We start from the raw sequence: 23,133 nt of genomic DNA, 5'->3' as shown, positions 1-23,133 counted from the left end.
CCCGCGCCGTGTGGTGCTGTGCGGAGGTCGTGATGCGGTGCGGAAGCCGGGATCAGATCTTGCCGACACCCGCACCGGCGGTCACGGTCGCCTTGACGCCGGAGGCCGACTGGGCGGTGTAGCTGTACGGGATCGAGGCCACGGAGCCGCCGGTCTGGCCGGAGCCCGAGTTCACGAAGTAGTTGTTCTTGGCCACGAGCGAGCCCGCGTCGGAGGAACCCTCACCGAGGTGGTAGGGGTCGTCGGTGTTCTCGAAGTAGTTGCCCTCCACGAGGACGCCCGCGTTCTCGGTGGACGCCACGCCGTACGAGCCGACGTTGCTGAAGTAGTTGTTCAGCACGTGGACCGGGTTGCCGAACCGGACGCGCGGGTTGCGCTGATTGGTGCCGTCGAACCAGTTGTGGTCGTACGTCACCTTCAGCTTGCCGGTGTCCTCACTGGAGTTGTCGTCCGAGTGACCGAGCAGCATGTTCTTGTCCTGGTTGTGGGTGCGGTTCCAGGACACCGAGATGTTCGTCGAGGAGCGCTTGATGTCGACGGCCCCGTCGTACGCGCCGGAGATGTCGTTGTGGTCGATGTGGACCTTCGTCGAGTACTGGACGTTGATGGCGTCGTCGTTGGACCCGGTGAACGTGAGGTTCTGGATGATCACGTTGCTCACGCTCGCGATGTTCAGCCCGCTGCCGGTGATCTTCCCTGCCGTGCCGACACCGACGACGGTCTTGTTCGATGCGACCTTCGTCATCTCCGTCAGCGCGATGGTGCCGTTGACGCGGACGATCTGGGTCGCGCTGCTCTGCACAGCAGTCTTGAAGGCGGAGGCGGTGGTGACGGTCACCGTGCTGCCGCCGGCACCACCGGTGGTGCCGGCTCCGAAGCCGATGGGCGCGGCGGCAGCGGCGACCGCCGGCTCCAGCTGGGATGCGGTGGAACTGCTCGCCGTATTGGCTCCGATGACAGCCAGTGCGACGGCACTCGCGGCCGCGGCTCCGGTCAGGGTGAACCGTGCGCTCGTCCTGCGCATGTGGATCTCCGTCCGTGGGGTTTTGGAGAAGTGACGTGCCAGTGCGGGTGCTGTGCCGGGGCCGCGCGGTCGGCTCGCTGTGAGACTAGAGCGACGCATGTGGACAATGACGTGCCGTGTGTGGACTATTGCGTGCTGCGCCGTGGAGCGGCGGGGCGGGCCAGGGGGAGAGAACCGGGCACGCGCTGTCACGCGCTCTCCGGTCGTCAGGGACCCGGCCGGAGAGCGCTCAGCCGGAGGGCACACTGCTGCATGCGCGGACGATCGTCGGCGAACCACCCCTGCCACGGCTCGTCTAGCCGGTGCCGGCCGGCCGGCTGATCCCCTTCGGCCGACAACGGCGTCCGCCGGTCGACGACCGCCACGTAGGAGATGCCCACGGTGGCCGGCCAGTCGGGACGATACGACCGGACCTCGGCGGCCGCGGGCACGGCCTGCGGTTCCGCCTGTACGCCGGTCTCCTCGAACAGTTCCCGACGAGCGGCTTCCCGTGGCGTCTCCCCGGCATCCACCCTGCCGCCCGGCGGCACCCACCCGCGCCAACGGTGCCGTAGTGGACGGATGGGTCTACTTCGACGCGGCAGTAGGAGCGTCGCCGGCGCCCGTGCCAGCCCCGTCACTCTCCGTGTAAGCGCCGCGCGCCCTTCGGGACCGTTGCAGCGCCGCCAGTGGCCGCGAAGGCCTCGTATCCCGGCCGTGCGGCTGTGGTGTCAGGGGCGGCAGCGGGGGAACTCGTCGCAGATGAGTGGCTCAGGAGGCGCAACATGAGCAAGATCCAAGCGGCCGATGTGCGTGAGTGGCGCAATCGCGATGTCGTCGACCTCAAGGGGCACAAGATCGGCGTGCTCGAATCGATCTATGTGAACACCGCTACCGACGAGTCGGCCATGGCGACGGTCCGTATCGGCTTGCCCACTCGGCAGCGACTGGCTTTCGTCCCGCTCGACGACGCGGTCCTCGGACCCGACTACGTGAGGGTCGCCTACGCCAAGGCCCTGGTGAAGAAAGCACCCTCCGTGGGCATGGACGACATCCTCCCCGCCGAGGAAGAGGAAGCGATCTTCCAGCACTACGACCTGGCCTATCAGACGGGCGCGAACGGAGAGAGGCAACTCGCGCGTCGCTGATCCCCTACTCGGTCTGAAGGTACTGCCATGGCTCTCTTCCTGTTTCTCGTCCTCGTCGCCGTCGTGCTCGGAATCATCGGGGTGGCCGCGAAGGGGCTGGGCTACCTGCTGGTGATCGGCATCGTGGTCCTCGTGGCGGCCCTGGCTCTCACGGCTGTGCGCTGGTCCCGGCGCTCCAGCCGTCGCCCCATCCGCTGACGGCTCCGTCCGTCCCGCCGTCCGCCCCCCCCGGGCCCTTGGCGGTGCGTCACGCGGCGCGTCGGTCGCCCTTCTTGTCACAGGGCAGATCGGCGGCCTCATGGTTGGCGAGGAAGTCGCGGGTGGACTGCCGTTCGATCTCCGTGATGGCGGTGGGGTCGACATCGATGATGCCGCCGAAGGGCCGGTCGACGTCGCGGATGATGCACAGCGTCGTCGTGAGGAGCGCGGTGATGACCGTGAGGACGACGAGCTGACCGCGGTTGTTCCTGCGGGGCACGCACACGGCGAGGGTCACGATGGTGAGCGTGAGGGTGGCCAGCAGGAACCAGAAGATGGCGCTCGGGATGCTGGGAGTGGCCTGGGTGAGGCGCTCCGCACGTTCGTCGGAGCGCTTGTTGTCGGCGCCGATCAGCATGCCGAAGACCGGCTTGCCCTCCAGATCACGAAACGAGCGTCGCAGATCGGTCGACCACACGCTGGGCTCGGCGGCCCCTTTGCCGTCGGCCATGGCGGGCCATTCGTAAACGCGCACGGCACGGGCGTAGCAGACGGTGTCCGCCTGGACGCGTTCCCGCTCCGCCGTCGGCGTGTAATCGGCGATCTCGGTGAGCTGGTCCAGCGCGCGGGCCTCGCCCCGTGCGGCGACTTCGGCCTTGCCGTGCGATCCCGAGGCGGTGACCAGTACGAAGGCCAGCAGCAGGACGGTCAGCGTCAGGAGGGGGCCGACGAGGTCCTTGACGGCCATGCCGGCGTCGTCGTCGCTCATCAGGCGGGGGCGTAGGTACCGGTTCGCCGCGAGTCCCGCGATCAGGGCCACTGCGGCGACGACGATGACGAGAATCATGGCAACTCCTGAGCGGACCGAGGACTCTCACCGTCGCGAGAACCGCGGTGATCATGACCTGGCCAGGTAGTGCCCAAAAGCGCGGAAACGTTCGTCCTCCTCGAACGAGCGAACCACGTGCGCCAAAAAGCCCCGCCACCGCCCCGGCAGAACTCGGTGAGTCTGCCGGGGCGGTGGCGGGGCGGGCCGGACCGGTGCGGGTTCCCGCCGATTCCCACGGGAGCACGCGGTGGCCGGGGGAGCGCTGGGTCAGCGGACCGAGGTGACCCGGTGCTCCTTGAGCGCGGCACAGTTGGAGCCCGTCACCTGCACGTACACGTTGCTGATGTGGCCGCCCCAGTCCACACAGTGGCCCTTGCCGTACACGTACGCCGGTCCCGCGTACGACGTGTACAGGCCGTAGTCCTCCGCGCCCTCGTCGGTGTCGGGGATGTACGCCCAGGTGGACATCTCCACGGCCGTGCCCGGGTTCTTGCGGATGGTCGCGACGCAGTTCTTGCCGTTCGAGGCGTTGTACGTCAGATACACGGTGCCCAGCGAGCCGACGGGAGCCGAGTTCACGGTCTTGTAGGCGCTCCCGCAGACCTTCTGCGGCGTGGTGTTGGGTGCGGCGGAGGCGGGCGCCGCCAGGGCGGCCGTGGCCCCCACGGACAGGGCGCCGATTGCGAAGACAGACAGGACGGAACGGTGGAATCCCATATTTCCCCCTTGTGGATCTTTGTGGTCTGTTGCTCCTGCCTGATGTGACACGCGAGGTATCGGAAGGGTTGTGCGTCACTTGTAAAAGATGTGCGGCGTGGGCGGCGCCGGTGGTCGGCGGAGCGATGGGGCGCCCGCCCGGTCCGGTACGCGAGAACGACCGGAGCGGACGGCGCTGGAGGCGCAAGGTTCCCTGCGAAACGCCGGCCGCTCCGGCCGTATCGGTACTCCTGCCCCGCGAAAACGCCCTTATTGGTCCACTGTGGATTTCTCCGCACACGCATCGCGCGGATATGTGGATATGCGGATATGCCGAAGGGTCCCGCGGACTGAACGGCTACGCCGCGACGCGGTCACCAAGGCAGTTCCCCGTTCTCGTCCTGGAAGGTTCCGGTCGGGCCGTCGGAGCCGAGAGTCGCCAGCCGTACGACGACGCCGGCACTCTCCTCCGGCGACCTTCCGATTCCGAACGCCGCCGTCATGTCGGTCGCGGTCGTGCCGGGCTCGACCGCGTTGAACTTGATGCCCGGCTGGGACTTGGCGTACTGGACCGTGAGCATCGTGGCCGCGGACTTCGAGGCGGAATAGAGCGCCAACGGCAGGCCGAATTCCGGCCGGTCCGGATTGGTCACCGCCCAGAACGATCCCGCGCTGCTCGACACGTTGACCACGGTCGGGTTCGAGGAATTGCGCAGGAGGGGCAGCGCGGCTTCCGTGACGCGCACGATCCCGACCGCGTTGGTGTCGAAGGCCCGCAGGGCCGTGGGCCCGTCGACGACCCCGTCCCCGAGGACGCCCGCGTTGTTCACCAGGACATCGAGTCGGCCCTCGGCGGAGTCGATCGTCGCCAGCGCGCGGCTCACCGACGCGTCGTCGGTCACATCGAGCTGCACGAATCGTGCCCCGATTTCTGCGGCGGCCTTCTCGCCCCGCTCAATGTCACGCGCGCCGATATGGACGACGTGGCCCAACGCGATGAGCTGTCGGGCTGTTTCGAAACCGATGCCCTTGTTGGCCCCGGTGATCAGTGTGACGGTCATTGCGTATCCTCGCGATTCATAAGGCCCAGGTGGGGCGTTGGTGAAGTGGTGGAATGTTCTGCGATCGGCCGGTCAGCCGGTCAGTTGCCGGAGAAGTTCACCGGCGTCGTGCAGGGCGGTCATGTGTACGAATCGCCCGTCGCGCACCTGGTAGATGGCGTACTCGACGATCTCGAAAGAGGCGCCGGTGGGGGCAACGCCCAGCCATTCCTTCACCGGAGTACCGGTGTTGACCAGATGGGCGGCCAGCCGGTCACCGTCGAAGAGCAGTTCCTTGAGTTCCCAGTGAAGGTCGGGAACGGCGTCCACGTCGTGCTTCTGAACGGCGAGAAGGTCGTCCCGGGTAGCCGGCTCCCCGTTCAAGGTGGTGCGGTCATCGATGAACTCATCCATACCGTCGAACTCGTGGGCGTTGAGCGCCGCGATATAGCGCAGGTAGAAAGCACGCAGATAACTCTCGGACATCAACTGACCTTTCCTACGCGAAGCGATTATCCGTAAAACTGCAGTCACACCAGGCCCCATCCCTCCGCCCCACTTCCAGCCCAGCGCAGGCTTTCAAGGGGCGCGGGGAACGGCGCGGCGCACCCCCACGTGGCCGCACAGAACACCGACCCCGCTTTTAAGGGGCGCGAGGAACTGCGCGGCCAGCCCCCACGCAGCCGCACAGAACCCCCAGCCCGCACCAAGCCCCCGCGCTGAACGGTGAGCGCCCCCACACAACCCCCCTCTCCAACTTCCGCAACGATCGCTGCAGAACTCCGACGGTAGTACTTCCGCAGCGATCGCTACAGAAGCAGTACAGTGGGGGAGTGGACGTGGAGAGAAAACAGACCGGCCCGATCGGCCGACCGCGAGGATTCGACACAGACGAGGCTCTGGAGCGCGCCATGCTGGTCTTCTGGAGGCACGGTTACGAGGGAGCCAGCACCGCCAACCTGACGACCGCGATGGGCATCTCCACCACCAGCATGTACGCGGCCTTCGGCAACAAGGAGAAGCTGTTCCGCAAGGTGCTGGAGCGCTACACCGAGGGCCCGAGCGCATACATGGCCCGAGCCTTGAAGGAGCCGACAGCCCTGGGTACCGCCACCGCGATCCTGGCCGGCACCGTGCGCACCACCACCCGCCCGGCCAACCCCCACGGTTGCCTGGGCGTCCAGAGCGCCCTGACCGTCAGCGACGCCGGGGAGGAGGTCCGTGACCTCCTCGTCGCCTGGCGCAACGACGGCCACTCCTGCCTCCGGGAGCGGTTCCAGCGGGCCGTGGACGAGGGAGACCTGCCCGCGGACGCCGATCCGGGGCTGCTGGCCCGCTACATCACCACCTTCGGCTACGGCATCGCCGTACAGGCCGCGAGCGGTGTCGGCCGGGACGAACTGCAGGAGATGGCCGACGCGGCCCTGCGCAACTGGCCACCCCTCTGAGACCCGGCCGCGTTCGGCACGGCGTCTACCAGCTGACGGGAAGGCGCGAAACGCAGCAGACCCGGCTTCCGCTGATCCACGTGAGTTCCTGCGCGCCGCCGACGAGCCCGAGGCCGGGGAACTCGCGGATCACCGACCCGATGGCGACCTGCAACTCGACGCGCGCGAGATTGGCGCCCAGGCAGAAATGGGGGCCGTGCCCGAAGGCGATGTGCTTGTTGTCGGCACGCCGGACATCGAACGTCTCCGGGTCCGGGAAGTGCTCGGAATCGTAGTTCGCGGCCACGACAGGAGCGAGCACCCCCTGCCCTCTGCCGACTGCGCCTCCCGACGGAAGCGAGAGCGCGTCGGTGGCCACGCGCAGCAGACCTCCATGCCCGGGAACCTCCGTACGGAGGATCTCCTCGACGGCGCTGGGCAGGAGCGCCGGATCCTCGCGCAGCGCGGCGAGCTGGTCCGGGTGCCGCAGGAGGGCGAGGACGCCACGGCCGATGACATTGCCGGTGGTCTCGTGGCCCGCGATGATCAGCCCCCGGACGATACGGGCCAACTCGACCTCGCTGAGCCGGTCGTCCTCGTCATGAGCGCTGATCAGCTCGTCGAGCAGGTCCTCACCGGGCGCGCTGCGACGGGCGGCGACGAGGTCGTCGACGTACGCGGCGAACTCCGCGCCGGCCTTGGCGCGTTCCGGTGCCGCGGCGGTATTCGTGGACAGGAACATGTCCGACCACCCACGGAACAGAGGACTGTCCCGAGTCGGCACACCGAGCAGATCGCAGATGATGTCGATCGGTAACGGGAAGGCGAAGGCGGTCATCAGATCTGCCGGAGGCCCGCCCGCCCGCATCTCCGCGAGCAGCTCGTCCGCGACGGCTTGGATTCGAGTACGCCGGTTCTCGGCCCGCCGGGGTGTGAAGGCCGCCTGTACGATCCGCCGCAGCCGCGTGTGTTCGGGCGGGTCCATGTTGACCAGCGCGTGCGGATCGTCGGAGAAGTCGGCGGCGGGCAGCATGCGTGGGGCGCCCGCGTAGCGAAGGTTGCGACTGAAGCGCTGATCCCCGAGGACCGCGCGCACGTCGTCGTAGGCGGTGGCCAGCAGGACTTCGTCGCCGCTGGGCAGGACCACGGGGGCCAGAGGGCAGGCGCTTCGCCGGTCGGCGTACGCGTCGGGCGGCCCGCCGTGAGGCCCCGGCGGAAAGGGGAACGTCATCGCATCGCGGGCCGTCTCGTCATGGGACATCGCATCCTCCGACACTCTCGGACTCCTCCCTTACGGGCAGCGAGCAGCAAGCGCGGTCCGCGCCGCGGCCTCGCACTCACCTGATGGACCATCACCTCCCTTCGAGGCTCCTCAGACGCACGACGCCCGTCAAGGCCGCGCTTTCCCAGCACGCGGCGACCCACCCTCGGCCCCTGTGGGACCCGCCGGGAGCAGGGACGATGGAGGACATGCCCTGCAACGTCGACCTCAGCCGGTTCCTCCACCGCTGCCGCACCCGGATCGGCCCGCAGCCCACGGGGCTGCCCGAGCCCGGCGCGTACCGGCGTGTGCCGGGCCCGCGCAGGGAAGAGGCCGCGCAGCCGGCCGGGGTGAGCACGGGCTACTGCACCCGGTTGGAGCAGGGACACGACATCACTCCGTCGGACGGCGTCATGCCGGCGATCGCCGAGGTGCCGCGCGTGGACGACGTGGAACACGGACCGGACCACCGCCACCCCACCTTCGAGGCCGCCCCTTCCCCCTCCACGAAACGGAGCACCCCGTGCACAGCCCCGCCACCCTCGACCCCTCGCCCTGGTGACCGGAGCCTCCTCCGGCATCGGTTACGAACTGGCGTTCCTGTTCGCCCTCAACGGCTACGGCCTGGTGGCCACCGGACGCAGTGAGGAGACCGAAACGGCAGCCACCGAGCTGGCCCGGCACGGCACGGACGTCATTCCCGTACGCGCCGATCTCGCCCGGGCCGACGGCGTCGAGGCCGTCTGGCGTGCGGTGGAGAAGACGGGCCGGCCGCTGGACGCCGCGGTTCTGAACGCCGGGCGCAGCATCGGCGGAGCCTTCCTCGACACCGACCTCGACGACGAACTCAGCCTGATCGAGCTGAACGTCACCTCCGTCGTGCACCTGGCCAAGCACGTCGCCCGGCACAGGGCCGCCAACGGCAAGGGCCGCATCCTGATCACCTCGTCGCTGTCCGCCATGCTGCCCACGCCCTACGAGACGGTCTACGGGCCCTCCCGCGTCTTCACCCGCATGTTCGCCCTCGGCCTGCGCGAAGAACTCAAGGAGCACGGCGTCAGCGTCACCACCCGCCGTACCGCCCTCGGCCACCGCTTCCTGCCGGAATCGTTCAAGGCCGCCCGCCACGCCCGTGCGGCCAAGCCGCGTCCCTGACAGATGCCCCCTGCGCCGCAGGTGGGACCCCATTGTCAGTGGCGGGTGGAAAGCTGAATGTCGTGAATGGCGACGAGCAACTGCTGCGCGGCCGGATATACGGCCACGACCACGACGACCCCGATCCGGGCCCCCGCCCGGGCCGCTCCTACGTCTCCCTGGTCGGCGGCCCCCTGGACGGCCTGCTCCTGGACGTCACCGACTGGACGCCGGACCAGATCGCCGAGGGCGCCGCCCTGTCCACCGAACTCGGCCACTTCGGCCCCGGCGGCCGAGCCCTGTACGACCCCCGCCCGACCGCGCCGAACCACTTCGACTGGTCGGGCGACAGCCCCTGACACGCTCGTCCCGTGACGCCGGAGGGGCCGACAGACCCAGGCGTACGGGGAACTGCGCCACCAGTGCCCCCGCCCCCGGATGACCGCAGTCAGGCGTCGCCGTTCACCATCGCGGCGGTCAGGACGTTGCCGCCGACGCCCCAGCCGCCGTCGGCGACCTCGTCGATGAGTACGACCGTGGTGGCGCGGGCCCGCTCACCGTAGATCTCCGCGTACAGGTCGGTGGTGCGTTCCACGATCTTCTTCTTGTCCTCGGCGCTGATGGTCCCGGCGAGGAGCTTGAAGTTGGCGAAAGGCATGGTGTGTCTCCTCGGATGGTTCGTGTTGCGGTGTCCTGAAGTCTTGGCCGGTTCGTGGCCACGTCCTCAACCATGGGCGACTCCGGCCGGCGCAACCAGGGGATGTCATCCCCTGGGTCCATGACCCGGCCGGGCACACACTGGACGACATGGGTTCTGCGAAGTACACCGAACTGGGGGCCTTCCTGCGGTCGCGGCGCGACCGCATCCGCCCGACCGACGTCGGGTTCCCCTCCGGACCCCGGCGCCGGGTGCCGGGGCTTCGCCGCGACGAGGTCGCCCAGCTCGCGGGAGCATCCGTGGACTACTACAACGAGCTCGAACGGGGAGCGGGATCCCAGCCGTCCGAGCAGATGCTCGCCGCACTGGCCAGGGCTCTGCGCCTGACCGCCGACGAGCGCGACTACCTCTACCGGCTGGCGGGCCGGCCGGTACCCGTGTCCGGGGGACCCGCCTCGCACGTCCATCCCGGCATGCTCGACCTGCTGAACCGTCTGACGTCGACCCCCGCCCAGGTCATCACCGACCTGCACGTCACCCTCGTACAGAATCCGCTCGCCGTGGCCCTGCTGGGTGACCACTCAGGTTTTCGCGGCGCCCGGGCCAGCCTCGTCCACCGGTGGTTCTCCGAGCCCGACACCCGGCGGCTGTACCCCGAAGCCGACCATGAGGCGCAGTCCCGGGCCTTCGTCGCCGATCTGCGGGCAGCCGCCGCCCGGCGGGAGAAGAAGGACCTCGAAGCCCGTTCGCTGATCAGCTTCCTGCTCGACACCTCCGCCGAATTCGCCGCGCTGTGGGCCGTTCACGACGTGGCGTTCCGGCGGGACGACCGCAAACGGCTCAACCACCGCACGCTGGGCCTCATCGAGGTCAACTGCCTCAACCTGTTCAGCGAGGACGGCCGGCAGCGGCTGCTCTGGTTCACCCCCGCGGTCGGCACCGACAGCGCAGACCTGCTCGACCTGCTCGCGGTGATCGGCACTCAGGAAGTCGTCGAACCCACCACACGCTGAGCGTGTTGCGACGCACCGGCACCTTGAGGGGCGCCTTCAAGGTCGCCTTCAGGGACGGGGTGCGCGTCCGGGGCGCCGAGGGAACGGGCGCGCCGACGGTCGAGCCACAGCACCACCGCCGTGAAGACGACGATCACCGTGATGTCGATGGCCGCCAGTTGCCAGGGCAGATCGGCCGCGGTCTCGTCGGAGTCGAGTCCGCCGACGAAGGCCGCGGACAGCGCGAACGACATCAGGTTGTTCACGGCGTGCAGCGCGATGGCCGCTTCGAGGCCGCCGGTACGCACCGTCAGCCAGCCGGCCAGGACGCCGAAGACGACCATGTCGGCGAACCCCTCCGGAGTGCCCCAGCCGTGGGCCGCCGCGAAGAGCACCGCCTGCGGCAGCACCGCGATCCACGGCGACCGGAAGAGGCCGCCCACCGCTTGCAGCAGCCAGCCCCGGAAGGCGTACTCCTCCGCGGCTGCCTGGAGCGGCACCAGCACGATGAGCATGGCGAGCGCGGGCAGATACCGGTCCAGGCCGACCCAGACCTCACTGCCCGTGCCCGTCACCTCACCATCGACCGGTACGAGCAACATGGCGCCCATACCCGCCGCCACGAGGGGCAGCGCGAGCAGTACGTACTGGCCCAGTCGGCGCAGCCGCAGCCGACCCTGGACGGAGGAGACCGTCCCCGCCGGGCGGCGCCCCACCCATCGCACCACCAGCAGCACCACGGGAATGAGCACAGCCAGGTAGGTGAGGTCCAGGGCGGTGTTCAGCGTGGGGCCGAAGTCGATGGCTTCATCGGAGTCCTCGGGGTATCCCTTGGCAGTGCCCACCCCGTAGGACACGAAGTACACCACCATGAACAGCAGAAGCCACGTGCCGATCACCGTCACGGTCCCGACCAGCGGGCGCCACCAGCGGTGTCTTCCGGTCACATGGGCCAGGCGGTGGTAGGGCAGAGGGTGGCCGGTGCTGAGAACTCCGGTGGGGACGGGAGGGGTTGTCGAGAAGCTCATGGCACAAGTCTCCCTTCGGCCCACCGCCCGGGCGTCGGCCTGAGGCAGGAACGGGGACTCTGTCTCGGGATAGAGAAGGCCCGCGCACGGCGGAAAACGGGGTCCCGTATCGGGCGGGACAGCGGCTTCACGGCCCGGCACCGGACTGTCACCCGAGGAGGTAAGCCCGCAGACCGATGCTCCGGCACCACGAGCGCCCCTATGCTCGCGCCATGTCAGCGCATCCAGGTCGACGCCGCTGCTCAGGCGCCTGTCGCCCGGTCACTGGACGGCGGTCGTCTGGGGCGGGGCCATGGGTTTCGCGTGCGTCGACGAGTTCTTCGTCCTGCCGGGCGACTACGTCCGCGACGGCCAGATCGTCCCCGGCTTCGACCTGACGTATGTGAGCGCCCCGATCCTGCTGGGCGCCGCCGCCCTCGTGCTGACAGCCTGCCGGCTCCTGCGCGGTCGCCCGCTCGTGGCCTACGGCCTCCTGCTGCTGGGCTCTGCCTTCGGAGCGGCGCTCCTCGGCCAGGCCGACGAGTTTCCGCTGGTGCAGTTCCTGGCGCCGGACGTCGCCCTGTACTTCGTCGCGGCCTCCACCGCGCGACGCACCTCGGCCTGCGCGGCAGGGATGGCACTCACCGTACTGATGATCCCGCTGACGGTACGGCTGTCGGGGGGGCAGCATCAACACATCGGCGCAACTGGCCGTTGCCCTCACGGTGTTCGTGGCCTGGCTCCTCGGTAATTCCGCCCGGCAGTCCCGGCTCCATGCCGAGCAGTCCAGGGCCCAGGCCGCCGTCCAGGCCACCACGGCCGAACGTCTGCGCATAGCGCGCGAGTTGCACGACATCGTCGCGCACACCATCGGCATCGTCGCCCTCCAGGCGGGTGCCGCCCGCCGCGTCATCGACACGCAACCGGCCCGGGCCAGGGAAGCACTCGGCGAGGTCGAGAACGCGAGCCGGGAGACGCTGTCCGGCCTGCGCAGGATGCTCGGCGCGCTGCGCCAGGCGGACACCGCGGGCGCTTCACCGCATGAAGCACCGAGCCTGTCGGACATCGACGGGCTGGCCGCGGCCACCACGGCGGCGGGGGTGCGCGTCGTCGTGCAGTGGCACGGTCGGCGACGGCCCCTGCCGCCGGACATCGACCTGTCGGCGTACCGCATCGTCCAGGAGTCGGTCACCAACGTGGTCAGACACGCGGGTGCCCACTCGTGCCTGGTACGTGTCGACCACCGGGACACGGAGTTGACTCTGGAGATCACCGACACCGGCCGCGGACCGGGCAACGACGCATCCCACGCTGGCTACGGCCTCGCCGGCATGCGCGAGCGAGTCGCCCTGCTGCAGGGCCAGTTCACCGCGGGCGCGCGCCCGGAAGGAGGCTTCAGGGTGATGGCCCGACTACCACTGCCACAGCCCACACCCCACGAGAGACCGAAGCCCATCGCGTCGTGACCAGCTGTACGCCCGTCCCCGCCGTACGGGCCGCCGCCGACCAGTCGTTGTCAGTGGCGGTCTCTAGGCTGCTGGACATGGCTTACAACTGGACGCCGGCGCACGCATGTCCGGGGGATTCTCGTGGTCCTCTCTCCCTTGATCCACCGATCACTCGCTTACGGTCATCCGCTGGTCCTTGGCCTGTGACGGATGGCGGCGCGTGCCACCGTCGGCAGACCTGGGTGCGGGGGAGGTCGTAGTGGTGCGCAGGCCGGTCGAGGGCGAAGTGCATGTGCACTACAGTCAGATCTATGTCGAGAGCGACCCGGAGAGTTTCGGCCCGGGTCTGACGGAGGCGTTCGCGGGTCAGGCATCCGGGCTGTGCGGAGCCGCGATCCCCGGTGCGCTGTGGCTGTCGACCGGTCTGCACACCGGCTCGGTCGGCTTCACCGTCGAGGTGCACGACGAGGCTCCGCCGGTGGATCCGGTGTGGGAGGAGGTCGTGGAGGTCTCCTTTCATCCGGTGTCCGAGCGGAGCACCCTGACGCAATGGGCGGGTGAGGCCAGTTGGGAACTGGACCTGGCCGAGATCGACTACCGGGTGCGCTACTGCGGCCGTGGCATGGACCAGGCCCGGCGGCGGGACACTCGGACATCGGAGGAGCCGCAGGTGGACTCCTACCTGCTGCAGTTCTGGCCCGCACCGCCAGGCCCGGACCGGGTGGTCCGCCAGACCGCGGAGATCGCCGCGTACTGGCACGACTACGCCAGGAAGCAGCCACCGCCTCCCACTCCCGAGGAGCGTGCGGAGGCCGAGCGCCAGGTCCGTGAGGCGCAGGAGCAGGCCGAGCGGAAGCGGCTGCTCGCGGCCGAACAGCGGCGCTGGGGCGGCCGGTTGCCCAGCGAGGCCTTGCGTGCCGTCCGTGGAAACGTCCGCGGGCTGCTCGGTTTCGACGCCGACCTGGTGCACACACTGGATGCAGTGGGGCCCGAACGCCAGCGTGGTGTGGCGTTGTTGGCCGCTCGGCGCGCGTGCGCCGCCGCCGGTCTCGACGGCCTGGACTGGGTTGCGGCCGCGCTCACGGCCCTGGACGAGGGGCGCCCGCTGCCGTCACCCTTCGACGACACCGCACACCTGTGGGAGACCCTGCAACGCGACCCGGGCGTCCCCCACCGGACCGTCGGCCAGGCCATCCCGCCTGAGCGACCTCCTTTCGACCCACCCGAGATCCTCGGAGCGCGTCTACGCGCAGGAAGACACGTACTCGCGGTCGCTCCCGCCCTCGAGCCGCAGCCCGCGCCACGGCCCAAGGAACTGGGTCCGGCCGTCGCCGTACCGCTTTCGCCGCTTGCGCAAGGCCTGCCGCAACTGCCGCAACTGCCGGATCTGCCAGGACTGCCGGATCAGCCGGGCCTTCGACACCCGCCGACCGACGAATCGGCCGAGTACGGCGTGATGGTGACGATGGGTCCGCCGGATCCGTCCCTGCGGGTGTCGCAGCCGCACATGGCGTTGCCCGCCGTGACCGGTGCCGCCGAAGCCGATCCGCTGCAGGCGGCCCTGGACGCCGTCTACGCGGCCGTGGTCACCTACGGCGAGGACTATCAGGCGCTGCTGGACGAGGTCCGCGCCGCGTGCGAAGGCTCATGAGGGCAAGGAATCCACCATCCCCGCGCATCGGCTGCCCGAGGGGCACGGATAGGTCTGCGTCGACAATCATGGACCACGGCATACGCATGCCCGGCTGGACGGGGGTTCCAGCCGGGCATGCGTGAGGGGGAGGGGCGGCGCGTCACCGCGCGCTCGGGGCCCCGTCTGTCAGTGGTGTCCGTGGGCCGAGCTCGATGCGCCGCCGAACAGGCGTGCCACGGCACGGAAAGGCAGGGTGACGACGGTGGCGATGGCTCCGCCGATGGAGCGAATGACATCTGCGATGGCCTTCAACACGGTGGTCCTCCGTACTTCTGGGCGCAGTGCGCCGGGTCTGGCTTGCCGCTGTACGGCCGATCATCCGACGGGTGCCCGGTGATCGGTGGAGGAAACCGGCCCAGCTTGCGGGCATATAGCCATGCGTCGGCGTCGGTGTCTGACGAGGCGTGGGGCCGTGGTCCATGCCGCGCGCTTTTGGGCCCCGGGCAGTAGCCGGACGTCGAGGCCGGCCGGAGCCGCATCGCCGACTACGCGGCTCCGGCCTTCGTCCTCCAGGCGCGCCCAGAGAGGCAACTCCCGCCATCTCGCACCGCCGGGAGGGCGCCTCGCGCGAGGTCCGAGCCGGGGGAGATCTTCGGTCCCTCGCGCCTTCCGGCCGTTGCCGCGCACCCGCGCGTCAGCGGCCGGCCACGACCAGCGTCCCACCCTGGGCGCGACATGTCCGCACACCGAACCGGGGCATTCGTCCGCCGAGCGCTCACCACGGCTTTCCCGTGAAAATAGCTGCCGGTGGACACCCGCCTATCGGTCGCTGCCGTCCGGCGCGGAGATCGCGTCGGCGAGCACGAGCAGGTCGCCGTCGGCCGCTGGTTCGGCGACGCTGTGTCCGAGCCGCAGCAGCAGCCCTGACACGGCGACCTTCACGATCACCCTCATGCTGTCGTCGCTCGAAGGGCAGCCGCTCCGCTCACGGGCCAGCGAGGCGAATTCGTCCGAGGCCGTCCAGCTGACCAGGGCGCCGGCCGACACCTCGGTCACCCGCAATCCGGGAACACCGAGCTCCGTGTCGCTCAGTACCTGGAAGCCGGCCTGAACCAGAGCAAACCTCACCTGCGCGACGAGCTCCGTAGATACATAGGGCACCGGACTCGGGTGCCCCCGAGCACGGAGATCATGCCTACGCATACGCCACTAAATCTGCATGCGCCCACACCGAACAGGTCAGAGCGGGCGCTGTCTGTTCGACGTCAGCACTGTTGCTCGTACTGGAGGTTGGCGTACCGCCCGGCGGCGATGTCCTCGCGGGTGCCCACGATCAGGTTCATCGTGTAGACGTTGTAGTCGATCGCCTGCCCGGCCATCTGCGCGAGGAGTACGAGGTCGCCCTCGTCCGGTGCCACGTCCCACGAGTTGGAGAAGCCGCCGATCTGCACGCAGACGCCTGGGCGGGCCCCGCCGGAGGCCGCGTCGAGGACGGCCTCCTCGAAACTGTCCAGCGCGTCACCCTTTCCGCCGTCCTCCAGGAAGGCGCGGGTGGCCGGCGAGTCCCGCCAGTCCTCGTCGAGGGTGAGTCCGGCCAGGGGGTACAGGGTCTGTGGTTCATAGACCGTCACCTGCATGGGCTCACCGTCGAACTCGTACGTCGCGGCGCGCTCGGAGGTGGGCGTTCCGGCAGGAACGTGCACCACCACGGACGACTCCGGCGGGTACTCGATCTCGGTGAAGAGCAACAGGTGGCCGTCGGCGGGCAGTTCGATGTCCAGAGCGCCGTGGGGCAGGGCCTCGCAGTCGACGCTGAGCACCAACGGCCCTTTCCCGTCGGGCCAGTCCACCCCGTCCGGCAGGGAGGGGAGCCCGCCCGTTCGCGCGGCCGGGCGGGCGTTCGCCTGCTGGGACGTGGGAAGTTCCTCGTACGGCACCAGGTAGATGCACGGCCGCGATCGGGCCGTCAACTCCTGTGCCACGGGGCCGGGAACGCCGTACGCGGCGGCTGTCTCGCGAACGAACTGCTCGTCGATCGATGTCATGCCCGCGATCGTGCCACCAGCCACTGACAAGCCGCGGACCACCGGCCCCTTCGGCCTCGGCCCGCCGAACCCACCGCCGCGCCATCCCGTCGCCGGATCCGGATCCGAATCCGAATCCGGTGGGACGGTCAGTGTCGGCGGCGTGACAGCCAGGCGGCGGCCAGGGCGCCGGAGATGTTGTGCCAGACGGAGAAGACGGCGGCGGGCAGCGCGGCCAGCGGGCTGAAGTGGGCGGTGGCCAGCGAAGCCGCCAGCCCCGAGTTCTGCATGCCGACCTCGAAGGCCATGGCGCGGCTCGCCGGCTCGCCCATCCTGGTGAGCCGGCCCGCGCCGTAGCCGAGTGCCAGCCCGAGACCGTTGTGGAGCACGACGGCGACGAACACCAGCAGGGCCGCCGACTTGATGGCGTCGGCGCTGCCCGCCACCACCACGGTCACGATCACCCCGATGGTCACGGCGGACAGCCAGGGCAGCACCGGCAGGGCTCGTTGCACATAGCGGCTCGCCAGCAGCCGGACGGCGAGCCCCGCGAGGACCGGCAGCAGCACGGTCTTGAGGATGTCGACGACCATCGAACCGGCGTCGACGGGCAGGTACTCGCCCGCGAGCAGCAGCGTCAGCGGCGGAGTGACGAGCGGGGCGACGAGGGTGGAGACGGTGGCCACGGAGACCGACAGCGCCACGTCACCGCGTGCCAGATACGTCACCACGTTGGAAGCGGTGCCGCTGGGGGCGCAGCCGACGAGGATGACGCCCGCCGCGAGCTGCGGCGGGAGTTGCAGCAGGTGGGCGATGAGCCAGCCGAGTCCCGGCATGATGACGTAGTGCGCGACCAGTCCGAGGGCCACCGCCCAGGGCCGTCTGGCGACACCGCGGAAGTCCTGCGGGGTCATCGTGACGCCCATGCAGAACATCACCACACCCAGCAGGTACGGCACCGACTCGCCCCAGCCGGCGAAGCTGCCCGGGAGCAGCAGCCCCGTGGCGCCCGCGGCGAGAACGAGGACGGGGAAGAGGGTGACGGCGCGGCGCGCGGAACGGTCGCCTGCGGTGTCGTTGTCGGTCACGTGCTGTTCGGGTCGTTCGGTACTCACCGTGAGAGACAACGCCTGGTCAGGGCGTTGATGCAAGCCTGTCTCGCGATGTGATCACGGGCCCGGGCGCCCTCCCGCGGGAAGTCCGGCGGGAGGACGCCCAGGCTGTGCGTCAGCCGTGGTACGTGATGTAACCGTTGCCGTCGCGGTCGTTCGCGCGCTTGGTGTACGAGTGGACGTCCGCCCTGGCGCCGCTGGGCTTGTACAGGTAGATGGTGTCCTTGTCGTTGTTCCAGATGAAATTGCAGTTCTGGCGGTACACGACATTGCCGGCGTCGGAGTCGGTGCCGCGCCCGCCGCGCAGCTTCACGTAGTCGCCGGGCTCCAGCTTGTGGCTGGCCGTGAAAGTGAACTTGTTCCCGGTGGCGTCCTTGACGACGTAACCCTTGAGGTTGACCGTCGCGGTGCGGGAGTAGTTCTTGATGGTCAGGTACTCGTCCTTCGTGTTCCCCCCGGAACAGCGGTTCGAGTCGGTGCCGGGTGCGTCGTACTGGACGCCCTTGACCTTCAGTGCGGACGAGTACTCGGCCGCCTGGGCGGTACCGGTGGAGAGCGCGGCAAAGGTGCCGATGGTGACAACTGCGGTCAGCGCAGAGCGTATGCGCATGAGAAGACCCCCCTCAGTGGTGCGGATGAAGCTGTTGGAGCATACCTAATGTGAACTTAAAGCGTTCATTGTGTGCGAAATGTGGAGACGGATGCTTCAACTTGCGCTTCACTGAGGGGTTCTCCTTGTGGGGCGGGTGGCATCCACTGCCCGTCGGGCCGATGTGACGGTGTGCCAGATCCACCATCCGGCCATGTAGAGGACCCCGAGGCCGATGAGGATGACGCCCGCGCCCTTCGCCACGTCGGACAGCACTCCTTCGATCACGTCGCCGAGCGGCAGTCCGGTCGGCGTCGCTTGTGTGGCGGCGCGCCACCAGGCGTGGGCGACCGCTCCGGCGAGCGTGAGCGCGGCGATGGCGAGGACGGTGAGGCCCCGCGTCGAGTTGCTGGGGCCGGTGTGGACCTTGTCGGTGAGGAGGTGGGCCCGCCTGCGCCACACGTACACCGTGGTGACGGCCAGGCCCCCGACCGTGCTCGCATGTTGCAGCGCTCGCGCCCAGGTGAGGCTGCCCGCCAGTGGGGAGCTGAGCCAGGGCGCATGGGTGACGAAGAAGCCGTCGTGATGGGTGAAGGCGTCCCAGGCCAGGTGCGTGGCGATGCCGATCAGGGCGGAGAGGACGATCCACCCGGCCCGACGGCTCAGCGCGCCAGTCGTCCGGGGCGGTGGTCCGGGGGCGGGTATCGGCAGCAGGGATGCCAACGGGCGGTGGCCGAGGTGGAGCAGGGCCCAGAGTGCGAGGGCGTACGGCAGGGAGACGGTGACGGCGCCGAGAGCGGTGTGCGAGGTCGTGGCGTTGACGAAGGGTTCGTACCAGGACTGCGCGCTGACGGGCAGGCCCGTGGTGACCACGAAGTAGGGCATGTCCGGTGCGAGGGCGCCGGCGACCAGCGCGGTCCGGCCGAAGGGTCGTCGCAGCAGCGGCAGTACGGCCGCGGGGTGGGACAGGGTGAACGGCATGGGCGTCCTCTCGCGCAGACCCGGTAGATAGTCCGTCGAACGGAATGCTACGTCAAACGGAGTATCCGGCGAGGCTCGCTCGCGGCAGGATCTTCGGATGGGCAAGAAGGCCCGGGTGAGTAGGCCGTACAGAGCCTTCGTTCAGAGGGCGGTGCGTCCGGTTCGTGCCGAGCGGCCGGCCAGTGGGGCGATCACCGCTGAGGCCGCGAGTACGGCCGCGAGCCACAGGACGGCAGTCGTCTCGCCCCACGCCGTGGTGTAGACGTGGGCGAGCAGGGGCGGGGACACCAGAGCCATCACTCCCAGCTCAAGGCCGCCTCGCGTTCCGCTGCGCAAGGTCAGCGCGACACCGGTCGCGGCGAGCACGAGCAGCGGCCAGCACCCGTAGTCGGTACTGACCCACGGCACCGCGTGCGCGTCGACGGCCGCGCACGGCACGACGACGAACGCGATCACGGCGCCGGCCGAACCCGCCCGGCCCCCCTCGGTCGCTTCCGGGCGTCGGTCCGGCGGGCATGCGAGCACCACAGCCGCCGTCAGGGCGAACGCGGTCGGCGTGACGACCGGATCACCGTACGCCGGTCCGCTGACCACCGAGGCCGCCGCGAAGGAAAGCAGCCCGGCCACCGTGAGGGGCACCCCCGCGCGCCACCGGCCGGTCAGCGCCGCCGCCGCTCCCACGCATCCGATCAGCGACGAGACGAGCAGCGCACCCCACGCCCCGGACAGGTCCACTCGAAGCTGCACCCAGAACGGGGTGGGGGAGGTGACCAGGGCGGCGTACCAGCGCAGAAGGTGCAGGCCGCAGGCGGCGGTGGAGACGGCCAGGGCGAAGGGGTACGCCAGAGCGAGCACCCGCGCGGCAGGAGAGGTCGGCCCCAGGCCCAGCCGCATCCTCATCGCGTGCGCCGCCAGGCCCGCGCCCTCGCGCAGCCGGGAGCCCAGCGGCTCGCTCGCCGTCAACTCGCGGTAGGTCGCGGCGATCTCCCCGCCATGGGCGCGCCGGTAGGCGGCGGGATACAGCCGCAGCGCGTGCTCGATCAACTGGTGGCGGCCGACGGCCGGGTCACGGACAGCCGGCGCGTGGCTTCCTTCGCGGTCGCGGCCAAGCGCTCGGCCTCCGCCGTCAGCCGCTCCCGTCCTGACGCGGACAAGGTGAAGATCCGCCGGGCCCGGCCGTCGGCGACCTCCTCGCGTTCGATGTCGATCAGGCCGTCGGCCAGCAGGCGGTCCAGGGCCCCGTACAGGGCGCCCGTACGCAGCACGACACGACCGCCGGTCATCGCCTTGACCTCCTGCGCGATCGCGTATCCATGTCGCGGTGCGTCCGCGAGGGCGGTCAGCACCATCAAGGTCGGCTCTTGCATCACACGCTCACTCACCCCTCGACGATAGTCACTCCGCCGGACTGTCTCAATGCGGTACGGCATCCGAAGCGGAGGGGTGCCTTGGGGGAGGGGTGCCGTGCGCGCTTGTTTCCACGGGCGCGGCCGACGACGACGGTGGCGGCGAGCCGGCGGTGGGCGGGAGTGTCGGTGCGGACGTGGACGTCACCGAATCCAGGTAGCCAGGTAGCCAGGTAGCCAGGTAGTCGGGCAGTCGGGCAGGTGTCAGCTGAGCTGCTGGGCCGGTGTGTTCCTGGCCTGCTGCGATGCGAGGCGGGGTGATGCGAGGCGGGGCGGGGAATCGGCGGCCCGTGGGTAGCTGATTCACCGTACGGGCGGGCCCGTGGGTCCCGTGGGGAACTCCTGGACCCCGAGCACCCGCAGCAGGTCCAGCCGCTCACGGGCCTCTGCGTCCGCCGGAGTGAGTACCAGCAGCTGCTGGCCCTGATCGGGGGTGACCAGGGTCTCGCAGTCCATCGTCAGCCGGCCGACCTTCGGGTGCAGGAAGGTCTTGCGGTCGGTGCGCCGGACCGCCACCTCGTGCTCGGTCCACAGCTGGCGGAAGTCGGCGCTCGCGGCTTGCAGCCGTTCGACGAGACCGGCGACCGCGGCGTCGCCCGATCGGCGGCCGACCGCCGCGCGCAGGTCCGCCACGAGCCGGCGGCCGTGATTCTCCTGCTCCTCGGGCGGACAGACGGCACGGGCGGCGGGATCGGTGAACCAGCGGTACACGACGTAGCGCCGGTCGCCGGAGATGTCGGTGAGGTCGCCCGTGAGCAGGAGGGCGGTCCGGTTCTGGGCGAGGATCTCGCCCAGGTCGGACAGCACCAGGGCCGGGGTGTCACCGAGCAGATCGAGCATACGGATCAGGCCCGCACGGGCCAGCCGGGCCACCCCCTCGGCGGGCGGGGGCCGATGCCCTGCCAGGTGGAAGAGGTGGTCGCGCTCGTCGTCGGAGAGACGCAATGCCCGGGCCAGCGCGCCCAGGAGTTGCGTCGACGGCTGACTGCTGCGGCCCTGTTCGAGGCGTACGACGTAGTCCACCGACATGCCGGCGAGCATGGCCACCTCTTCCCGGCGCAGACCGGCGGTGCGGCGGCGCGGGCCGTCGGTGATGCCGACCTCGGCCGGGCGGATCGACTCCCGTCGGCGGCGCAGGAAGTCCGCGAGCTGATCACGTTCCATGCAGCCATGGTCCCTCGCGCGGGCGGACGGAGCCAGGGAGCGACGCTCCCATGATGAACGCTCCGCTCCCGTACCTGGCCGCGCGGACCCACAGTGGGTGGCGACCGACGACGAAGGAGAACGTGATGACGACAGAAGACGTGACGACGACTGAAGACGTGACGACGACGGAGAACGTGATGACGACACGGACCCTGGGCAGCGCCGGCCCGGCCGTCTCCGCGCTGGGCCTGGGCGCGATGGGGATGTCCGGGGCCTACGGTGCCGCCGACCGCGCCGAGAGCATCGCCACCGTGCATGCCGCGCTGGAGGCCGGAGTCACGCTGTTCGACACCGCCGACTTCTACGCGATGGGCCACAACGAGCTGCTGCTCGCCGAGGCGCTGCGCGGGCGGGACCGGGACAGCTACCGGCTGAGCGTCAAGTTCGGCATGCTGCGGGGGCCGGGTCCCGGGTTCGGCGGGCACGACGGCCGCCCCGAGGCGGTGAAGAACTTCCTGGCCTACTCACTGACCCGGCTGGGCACCGACCACATCGACATCTACCGGCCGGCCCGACTGGACCCTGACGTGCCGATCGAGGAGACGGTCGGCGCGATCAAGGAGATGATCGACGCCGGATACGTACGGCACCTCGGTCTCTCGGAGGTCGACGCCGCGACGGTCCGCCGGGCGCACGCCGTGCATCCGGTCGCGGACCTGCAGATCGAGTACTCGCTGATCTCCCGTGCGGTGGAGGCGGAGGTTCTGCCCACACTGCGGGAACTCGGCATCGGCCTGACCGCGTACGGCGTGCTCAGCCGCGGCCTCATCTCCGGGCACTGGTCCGCGGAGCGTGCCGCGGGCCCCGGTGACGGCCGCAGCTTCAGTCCGCGGTTCTCCGACGGCAATGTGGAGCACAACCTCACCCTCGTGGAGGCCCTGCGCCGGGTCGCCGAGGCGAAGGGGTGCACTGTCGCCCAGCTGGCCATCGCCTGGGTGGCCGCACAGGGCGAGGACATCGTGCCGCTGGTCGGCGCCCGCACCCGGGAACGGCTGGCCGAGGCACTGCCCGCGCTGGCCGTGGACCTCACCGCGGACGACCTGACCGAAATCGAGAAGGCGGTGCCGCCGGGCTCGGCACGAGGCGACCGATACCCGTCCGCATTCATGTCCGGCCTCGGCGTGGGGAACTGACTCCGCGCAACTGCCTGCCGGGCGGCTGACATCATGTCACCTACAGGGGTGTCGGGCAGGTCGTGCGACGCGGTTCGGATCTTGGGTCTTGGTCCCTGGTGGTGGGCGGTTCTGCCGTGTAGCGTCATCCCCAGATGTCGTGGTTCGCAGTACCTGCCCGCGCTCCGGTGCGGGCATTTTGCTGTGCAGTGCAGGACCAGGGCGATCA

The 23,133-nt window shown here is 69.8% G+C and carries 28 protein-coding genes; 10 read left to right on the top strand and 18 right to left on the bottom strand.

The features are described from left to right. Positions 1–52: 52 nt before the first annotated feature. On the bottom strand, positions 53–1,024 hold the full coding sequence (locus ACFVH5_RS09145; protein ID WP_385832905.1) for a polysaccharide lyase family 1 protein: 972 nt from the start codon (positions 1,022–1,024) through the stop codon (positions 53–55). A 206-nt stretch (positions 1,025–1,230) separates the two neighbouring features. Next, positions 1,231–1,644 (bottom strand): NUDIX hydrolase, encoded by a 414-nt coding sequence (locus tag ACFVH5_RS09140; protein WP_385832904.1) that lies wholly within the window; start codon positions 1,642–1,644, stop codon positions 1,231–1,233. A 144-nt stretch (positions 1,645–1,788) separates the two neighbouring features. Here ACFVH5_RS09140 and ACFVH5_RS09135 point away from each other — a divergent pair, with 144 nt between their 5' ends. Together ACFVH5_RS09135 and ACFVH5_RS09130 are read left to right on the top strand one after the other, a co-directional pair. Continuing rightward, a complete protein-coding gene (locus ACFVH5_RS09135) occupies positions 1,789–2,151 on the top strand; it encodes a PRC-barrel domain-containing protein (protein WP_384797346.1) in 363 nt (120 codons plus the stop codon). 27 nt (positions 2,152–2,178) lie between these two features. After that, on the top strand, positions 2,179–2,349 hold the full coding sequence (locus ACFVH5_RS09130; protein WP_385832903.1) for a hypothetical protein: 171 nt from the start codon (positions 2,179–2,181) through the stop codon (positions 2,347–2,349). Between the two features lie 49 nt (positions 2,350–2,398). On the opposite strand, the gene ACFVH5_RS09125 is transcribed toward ACFVH5_RS09130, so the two are convergent. From ACFVH5_RS09125 to ACFVH5_RS09110, 4 genes are all read right to left on the bottom strand, one after another. Continuing rightward, entirely contained in the window at positions 2,399–3,196 is a 798-nt protein-coding gene (locus ACFVH5_RS09125) for a hypothetical protein (protein WP_385832901.1), read from the bottom strand. A gap of 249 nt (positions 3,197–3,445) precedes the next feature. After that, positions 3,446–3,895: a spore-associated protein gene (locus ACFVH5_RS09120; RefSeq protein ID WP_384797355.1), complete on the bottom strand. Its 450-nt coding sequence runs from the start codon at positions 3,893–3,895 to the stop codon at positions 3,446–3,448. 353 nt (positions 3,896–4,248) lie between these two features. Next, positions 4,249–4,935: an SDR family NAD(P)-dependent oxidoreductase gene (locus tag ACFVH5_RS09115; RefSeq protein WP_385832900.1), complete on the bottom strand. Its 687-nt coding sequence runs from the start codon at positions 4,933–4,935 to the stop codon at positions 4,249–4,251. A 72-nt stretch (positions 4,936–5,007) separates the two neighbouring features. Then, positions 5,008–5,400, bottom strand: a complete 393-nt coding sequence (locus ACFVH5_RS09110; protein WP_385832899.1) for an ester cyclase — start codon at positions 5,398–5,400, stop codon at positions 5,008–5,010. Between the two features lie 353 nt (positions 5,401–5,753). Here ACFVH5_RS09110 and ACFVH5_RS09105 point away from each other — a divergent pair, with 353 nt between their 5' ends. Then, entirely contained in the window at positions 5,754–6,362 is a 609-nt protein-coding gene (locus ACFVH5_RS09105) for a TetR/AcrR family transcriptional regulator (RefSeq protein ID WP_385832975.1), read from the top strand. A gap of 25 nt (positions 6,363–6,387) precedes the next feature. On the opposite strand, the gene ACFVH5_RS09100 is transcribed toward ACFVH5_RS09105, so the two are convergent. Then, complete coding sequence (locus ACFVH5_RS09100; RefSeq protein WP_385832898.1) at positions 6,388–7,617, bottom strand: cytochrome P450; 1,230 nt, start codon at positions 7,615–7,617, stop codon at positions 6,388–6,390. 543 nt (positions 7,618–8,160) lie between these two features. Between ACFVH5_RS09100 and ACFVH5_RS09095 the strand changes: the two genes are divergently transcribed. After that, positions 8,161–8,757 (top strand): SDR family NAD(P)-dependent oxidoreductase, encoded by a 597-nt coding sequence (locus tag ACFVH5_RS09095; protein ID WP_385832897.1) that lies wholly within the window; start codon positions 8,161–8,163, stop codon positions 8,755–8,757. A gap of 62 nt (positions 8,758–8,819) precedes the next feature. After that, a complete protein-coding gene (locus ACFVH5_RS09090) occupies positions 8,820–9,095 on the top strand; it encodes a hypothetical protein (RefSeq protein ID WP_385832896.1) in 276 nt (91 codons plus the stop codon). 89 nt (positions 9,096–9,184) lie between these two features. Here the strand turns inward: ACFVH5_RS09090 and ACFVH5_RS09085 are convergent, their stop codons facing one another. Next, complete coding sequence (locus ACFVH5_RS09085; protein ID WP_384797373.1) at positions 9,185–9,394, bottom strand: 4-oxalocrotonate tautomerase family protein; 210 nt, start codon at positions 9,392–9,394, stop codon at positions 9,185–9,187. A 149-nt stretch (positions 9,395–9,543) separates the two neighbouring features. On the opposite strand from ACFVH5_RS09085, the gene ACFVH5_RS09080 reads away from it, so the two are divergent. Beyond that, entirely contained in the window at positions 9,544–10,407 is an 864-nt protein-coding gene (locus tag ACFVH5_RS09080) for a helix-turn-helix transcriptional regulator (protein ID WP_385832895.1), read from the top strand. Here the strand turns inward: ACFVH5_RS09080 and ACFVH5_RS09075 are convergent. After that, positions 10,377–11,414: a CPBP family intramembrane glutamic endopeptidase gene (locus ACFVH5_RS09075; protein WP_385832894.1), complete on the bottom strand. Its 1,038-nt coding sequence runs from the start codon at positions 11,412–11,414 to the stop codon at positions 10,377–10,379. The two genes, ACFVH5_RS09080 and ACFVH5_RS09075, sit on opposite strands and share 31 nt — an antisense overlap. A gap of 292 nt (positions 11,415–11,706) precedes the next feature. Between ACFVH5_RS09075 and ACFVH5_RS09070 the strand changes: the two genes are divergently transcribed. The 3 genes from ACFVH5_RS09070 to ACFVH5_RS09060 all read left to right on the top strand — a co-directional run bounded on the left by ACFVH5_RS09070 (position 11,707) and on the right by ACFVH5_RS09060 (position 14,492). Beyond that, the gene (locus ACFVH5_RS09070) at positions 11,707–12,144 is read left to right on the top strand and encodes a hypothetical protein (protein WP_385832893.1); all 438 of its coding nucleotides are present in this window, start codon (positions 11,707–11,709) and stop codon (positions 12,142–12,144) included. Next, positions 12,125–12,859: a sensor histidine kinase gene (locus ACFVH5_RS09065; RefSeq protein ID WP_385832892.1), complete on the top strand. Its 735-nt coding sequence runs from the start codon at positions 12,125–12,127 to the stop codon at positions 12,857–12,859. Before ACFVH5_RS09070 ends, ACFVH5_RS09065 begins: the two co-directional genes overlap by 20 nt. A 202-nt stretch (positions 12,860–13,061) precedes the next feature. Beyond that, complete coding sequence (locus tag ACFVH5_RS09060; RefSeq protein ID WP_385832891.1) at positions 13,062–14,492, top strand: hypothetical protein; 1,431 nt, start codon at positions 13,062–13,064, stop codon at positions 14,490–14,492. A gap of 168 nt (positions 14,493–14,660) precedes the next feature. On the opposite strand, the gene ACFVH5_RS09055 is transcribed toward ACFVH5_RS09060, so the two are convergent. The 9 genes from ACFVH5_RS09055 to ACFVH5_RS09015 form a co-directional block, all read right to left on the bottom strand. Then, positions 14,661–14,789 carry an LPFR motif small protein gene (locus tag ACFVH5_RS09055; RefSeq protein ID WP_384797388.1) on the bottom strand — a complete coding sequence of 43 codons (129 nt, stop codon included), beginning with the start codon at positions 14,787–14,789 and terminating at the stop codon, positions 14,661–14,663. Positions 14,790–15,293: 504 nt separating this feature from the next. Next, positions 15,294–15,602, bottom strand: a complete 309-nt coding sequence (locus ACFVH5_RS09050) for a hypothetical protein (RefSeq protein ID WP_385832890.1) — start codon at positions 15,600–15,602, stop codon at positions 15,294–15,296. A gap of 137 nt (positions 15,603–15,739) precedes the next feature. Then, positions 15,740–16,519 (bottom strand): DUF1963 domain-containing protein, encoded by a 780-nt coding sequence (locus ACFVH5_RS09045; RefSeq protein WP_385832889.1) that lies wholly within the window; start codon positions 16,517–16,519, stop codon positions 15,740–15,742. 128 nt (positions 16,520–16,647) lie between these two features. Continuing rightward, positions 16,648–17,613 carry a bile acid:sodium symporter family protein gene (locus ACFVH5_RS09040; RefSeq protein WP_385832888.1) on the bottom strand — a complete coding sequence of 322 codons (966 nt, stop codon included), beginning with the start codon at positions 17,611–17,613 and terminating at the stop codon, positions 16,648–16,650. Between the two features lie 112 nt (positions 17,614–17,725). After that, a complete protein-coding gene (locus tag ACFVH5_RS09035; RefSeq protein ID WP_384797400.1) occupies positions 17,726–18,220 on the bottom strand; it encodes a lamin tail domain-containing protein in 495 nt (164 codons plus the stop codon). Positions 18,221–18,328: 108 nt separating this feature from the next. Continuing rightward, complete coding sequence (locus ACFVH5_RS09030) at positions 18,329–19,180, bottom strand: DUF4184 family protein (protein WP_385832887.1); 852 nt, start codon at positions 19,178–19,180, stop codon at positions 18,329–18,331. Between the two features lie 141 nt (positions 19,181–19,321). Further along, entirely contained in the window at positions 19,322–20,224 is a 903-nt protein-coding gene (locus tag ACFVH5_RS09025) for a hypothetical protein (protein WP_385832886.1), read from the bottom strand. After that, a complete protein-coding gene (locus ACFVH5_RS09020; RefSeq protein WP_384797409.1) occupies positions 20,221–20,562 on the bottom strand; it encodes a PadR family transcriptional regulator in 342 nt (113 codons plus the stop codon). Before ACFVH5_RS09020 ends, ACFVH5_RS09025 begins: the two co-directional genes overlap by 4 nt. Before the next feature lie 327 nt (positions 20,563–20,889). Next, positions 20,890–21,750 carry a helix-turn-helix transcriptional regulator gene (locus ACFVH5_RS09015; RefSeq protein ID WP_385832885.1) on the bottom strand — a complete coding sequence of 287 codons (861 nt, stop codon included), beginning with the start codon at positions 21,748–21,750 and terminating at the stop codon, positions 20,890–20,892. A gap of 179 nt (positions 21,751–21,929) precedes the next feature. On the opposite strand from ACFVH5_RS09015, the gene ACFVH5_RS09010 reads away from it, so the two are divergent. After that, the gene (locus ACFVH5_RS09010) at positions 21,930–22,925 is read left to right on the top strand and encodes an aldo/keto reductase (protein ID WP_385832974.1); all 996 of its coding nucleotides are present in this window, start codon (positions 21,930–21,932) and stop codon (positions 22,923–22,925) included. Positions 22,926–23,133: the final 208 nt, after the last annotated feature.

It is taken from the genome of Streptomyces sp. NPDC127119, from assembly GCF_042677425.1.
Lineage (GTDB): Bacteria > Actinomycetota > Actinomycetes > Streptomycetales > Streptomycetaceae > Streptomyces.
Note: the sequence above shows the minus strand (reverse complement) of the source record. Positions and strands in the feature narration are given on the sequence as shown.